Here is a 3,960-nt window from a genome sequence, read left to right as displayed (position 1 = left end):
TTCTTCGACGCCAAGCTCAACCAGGAAGCCCTGGGCGACGCCAGCAAGCCGCTGTCGTTGCAAGGCGTGGCGCCGACGGTGGTGAAGTTCCTCTCGGAGAACAAGCTGATCGAAGGCACGCCCAACGTGGCCAAGGGCATCGACGCCAGCCTGCTGGCCGACGCCCTGAAGTAAGCCACGCTCCGCCCGCCGCCGCCCTCCCCGCGCCCCGCCTTGCTGGAGCCCCGCATGCGCCCCGAAGCCTCCGACGCGCCCCGCCGCCCCCTGATGTGGGTGGTGCGGGGCGCCATCCCCCGCAAGCTGTACTGGCTGCTGGCCCTGGTGGGGCTGGTGGGGCCACTGCTGGCCTGGTGGTTCGCCGCCAGCGCCGGCGGTGACAGCGTCTTCCTGCCCACCCCCGCCAAGGTGTGGGGCCGGGTGGCCACCTGGTGGACCGAGGACGACCTGCTGGGCGACGTGGGCATCAGCATCTTCCGGGTGGTGGCGGGCTTTCTGCTGTCGGCCGTGATCGCCCTGCCGCTGGGGCTGCTGATCGGCAGCTTCCGGGCGGTGCAGGGTCTGCTGGAGCCGCTCACCGAGTTCATCCGCTACATGCCGGCGGTGGCCTTCATCCCGCTGGTGATGCTGTGGGTGGGCATCGACGAATCCTCCAAGGTGGCCATCATCTTCATCGGCGTGTTCTTCCAGATGGTGCTGCTGGTGGCCGACGATGTGCGGCGGGTGCCCCTGGCGCAGATCGAGGCGGCGCAGACCATGGGCGCCACGCGGCAGGAGCTGGTGGAGAAGGTGATCCTGCCCTCGGCCAAGCCGGCCCTGCTGGACACCCTGCGGGTCTGCATGGGCAGCGCCCTGGACCTACCTGGTGGTGGCCGAGCTGGTGGCGGCAACTCCGGCCGGGCCACGCCATCCTGAAGGCGCCGCGCTTTCTGCAAACCGAAAAAATCTTCGCCGGCATCCTGATCATCGGCCTGATCGGGCTGCTGACGGACCAAAGCTTCCGCTTCGTGCACCGCAAGCTGTACCCCTGGGCCCACCTGAAGGGCTGAAGGAGACCGACATGCACAAGATCGACGTGCGTCACGTGTTCAAGCGCTACGAAGGCGCCAGCACCGACGCCTTGCAGGACGTCAGCCTGCAGGTGCAGCCCAACGAGTTCGTCACCTTCGTGGGCGCCTCGGGCTGCGGCAAGTCCACCCTGTTGCGCACCATCGGCGGGCTGGAGCAGCACACCGGTGGCGAGCTGCTCGTCGACGGCCGCGCCGTCAACGGCCCCGGGCCGGACCGGGGCATGGTGTTCCAGCACTACAGCCTCTACCCCTGGATGACGGTGCGCGAGAACATCAAGTTCTGCCGTCAGCTCCAGGTGCACCGGGGCAAGCACAGCAGCGCCGAGGTGGAAGCCGCCGGCGGGCGCGCCGACGCCCTGTTGCGCCTGATGGGCCTGCCCCATGTGGCCGATGCCTGGCCCAACCAGCTCTCGGGCGGCATGCAGCAGCGTGTGGCCATCGCCCGCGCGCTGATGAGCCGGCCCGACATCCTGCTGATGGACGAGCCCTTCGGCGCGCTGGACGCGCAGACCCGTGAGGTCATGCACGACCTGATCCGCCATGTGCACCGGCTTGAGAAGACCACCATCGTCTTCGTCACCCACGACGTTGAGGAAGCGATCTACCTGGGCCAGCGCATCGTGCTGATGGCGCCGCGCCCCGGCCGCATCGACACCCTCTACGACGTGCCCCTGCCGGCCGAACGCAGCCAGGACATGAAGCACAGCCCCGCCTTCCTGGCGCTCAAGCGGCAGATCCTGGAACGAATCCGCGAGACCTCCGGCATGCACACCGACACCGATCTGCTGGACCAGCTCACTCGCACGGCCACCACCGTCTGATCGGTCCCCATCCCCTGTTTTGACGGGCACGGCCGCCGAAAAACGGCCCGCCCCTAGGAGAAGCCATGTCTGCTCACCACCCCGAACACACCCTGGACAACCCGCCCGCCACCGCCCCGGTGGATGCCCCCGCCCACTGGCAACGCTTCGCGCCCGAGCTGCCCGCCGACCGCGTGGCGTTCAGCGAGGTGGTCCCCGGCGGCGGCCACTGGAGCTGGCGCCTGAGCCGTGGCATGGCGCTGCGCTTCGTCGCACTGGACGCCGGTGCCAACTGCTCGGTGGTGCTCTACGCGGCCCACAACCCGCTGGAGCGCTACAACATGCCCGACAGCCTGAAGGCCCAGCACACCGCCCACTACGGCCGCGGCCATGTGCTGATGAGCGACATGGGCCGGGCCATGGCCTCGGTGACCGAGGACAGCCTGGGCTGGCACGACCCCTTCGGCGCGCTGCTCGACCACCCGCGCATGGTGGCCCAGTACGGCGACCGCCGCTTCGAGGACGCCCGCAACGGCATGCACCGCAGCGGCAAGGACGGCCTGCTGATCGAGATCGGCAAGCACGGCCTGGGCGCCCGCGACCTGATCGCCCCGGTCAACCTGTTCAGCAAGGTCAGCGTGGACGAGGCCGGCCGCTTCCAGTTCCATGCCGACCATGCCCCGGCCGGTGCGATGGTCGAGCTGCGCCTGGACATGGACGTGATCGTGGCCGTCAGCACCGCCCCCCACCCGCTGGACCCGCGCAGCCACTACGCCCCTGCCAAGGTGGGCATCGCCGCCTGGCGCCGTGGCCCGGCCCTGCCGGACGACGTCTGCCGCCGCTTCCGCCCCGAGAACGCCCGCGCCCACCACAACAGCGACGTGTTCGCCCTGTGCTGAACCCCGCCCCCAACCGGAGCCGACCATGACCGACACCCTTTCCGCCACGCCCGCCCAGCACGGTGCCCTGCAGGCCAGCCCGCTGGACCCGGCGCACGCCACCCTGCGCCACCGCCAACCCGCCGGCGAGCCCTGGCTCACCCAGATCCAGGCCGGCCAGACCCTGCGCATCCTCGACCTGGAAGGCAACCAGGCGGTGGACGTGATCTTCTACAACCGCCACGACGTGGCCGAACACTACAGCGCCAGCGACACGATGCTGGCCCAGGGCGGCATCTACCTCAGCACCGGCTCGGTCCTGCGCAGCAACGAGGGCCGGCCGATGCTCACCATCGTGGCCGACACCTGCGGCCGCCACGACACGCTGGGCGGCGCCTGCGCGGCCGAGAGCAACACCGTGCGCTACGCGCTGCAGAAGAAGTTCATGCACTCCTGCCGCGACAACTACCTGCTGGCCATCGCCCAGGTGGACGCCGGCCTGAGCAAGCGCGACCTGGTGCCCAACATCAACTTCTTCATGAATGTGCCGGTCACGCCGGACGGCGGCCTGACCTTTGCCGATGGCGTGTCGGCCCCCGGCAAGTACGTGGAGCTGCGCGCCGAGATGGACCTGTGGATGCTGGTGTCCAACTGCCCGCAGCTCAACAACCCCTGCAACGCCTACAACCCCACGCCGGTCGAATTCCTGATCTGGGACGGAGCCTGACGCCATGTTCACCAAGGTCCTGATCGCCAACCGGGGCGCCATCGCCTGCCGCATCATCCGCACGCTCAGGACCCTGGGCGTGACCAGCGTGGCGGTCTACTCCGAGGCCGACGTGGCCTCGCGCCATGTGCGCGAAGCCGACGAGGCCTATTGCATCGGCCCGGCGCTGGCCGCCGACAGCTACCTGCGCCAGGACGTCATCCTGCAAGTGGCCCGGGACTGCGGCGCCCAGGCCATCCACCCCGGCTACGGCTTCCTGTCCGAGAACGCGGGATTCGCCCAGGCCTGCGAAGCCGCCGGCATCGCCTTCATCGGCCCGAGCCCGGAGCACATGCAGGCCTTCGGCCTCAAGCACACCGCGCGCGAACTGGCCGAGGCCTGCCAGGTGCCCCTGCTGCCCGGCTCGGGCCTGCTGAGCGACCTGCCCCATGCCCAGGCGGAGGCCGCCCGCATCGGCTACCCGGTGATGCTCAAGAGCACGCCGCGGC

The 3,960-nt window shown here is 69.7% G+C and carries 5 protein-coding genes; all 5 read left to right on the top strand.

Annotated elements, in window-relative coordinates; translation table 11 throughout:
• Positions 1-228: 228 nt before the first annotated feature.
• A complete protein-coding gene (locus I73_RS28585; RefSeq protein WP_234409533.1) occupies positions 229-912 on the top strand; it encodes an ABC transporter permease in 684 nt (227 codons plus the stop codon).
• Between the two features lie 145 nt (positions 913-1,057).
• Positions 1,058-1,888, top strand: coding sequence for an ABC transporter ATP-binding protein (locus I73_RS16960; protein WP_022981709.1), 831 nt, complete (start codon positions 1,058-1,060; stop codon positions 1,886-1,888).
• Positions 1,889-1,953: 65 nt separating this feature from the next.
• Complete coding sequence (locus tag I73_RS16955) at positions 1,954-2,766, top strand: urea amidolyase associated protein UAAP1 (RefSeq protein ID WP_022981708.1); 813 nt, start codon at positions 1,954-1,956, stop codon at positions 2,764-2,766.
• A gap of 25 nt (positions 2,767-2,791) precedes the next feature.
• A complete protein-coding gene (locus tag I73_RS16950; RefSeq protein ID WP_022981707.1) occupies positions 2,792-3,472 on the top strand; it encodes an urea amidolyase associated protein UAAP2 in 681 nt (226 codons plus the stop codon).
• Positions 3,473-3,476: 4 nt separating this feature from the next.
• A partial coding sequence (locus I73_RS28580) for a biotin carboxylase N-terminal domain-containing protein (protein WP_040500607.1) occupies positions 3,477-3,960 on the top strand: 484 nt, incomplete at its 3' end.

Origin of the sequence: Ideonella sp. B508-1 (assembly GCF_000333615.1) — a bacterium.
Classification (GTDB): Bacteria; Pseudomonadota; Gammaproteobacteria; order Burkholderiales; family Burkholderiaceae_C; genus Ideonella.
The sequence above is the reverse complement of the archived record's forward strand: the minus strand, read 5'-3'. Positions and strand labels throughout refer to the sequence as shown.

Coding starts and splice junctions, on each gene's coding strand:
- I73_RS16955 (WP_022981708.1), top strand. CDS start 1,954: ATGTCTGCTCACCACCCCGAACACACCCTGGACAACCCGCCCGCCACC.
- I73_RS16960 (WP_022981709.1), top strand. CDS start 1,058: ATGCACAAGATCGACGTGCGTCACGTGTTCAAGCGCTACGAAGGCGCC.
- I73_RS28585 (WP_234409533.1), top strand. CDS start 229: ATGCGCCCCGAAGCCTCCGACGCGCCCCGCCGCCCCCTGATGTGGGTG.
- I73_RS16950 (WP_022981707.1), top strand. CDS start 2,792: ATGACCGACACCCTTTCCGCCACGCCCGCCCAGCACGGTGCCCTGCAG.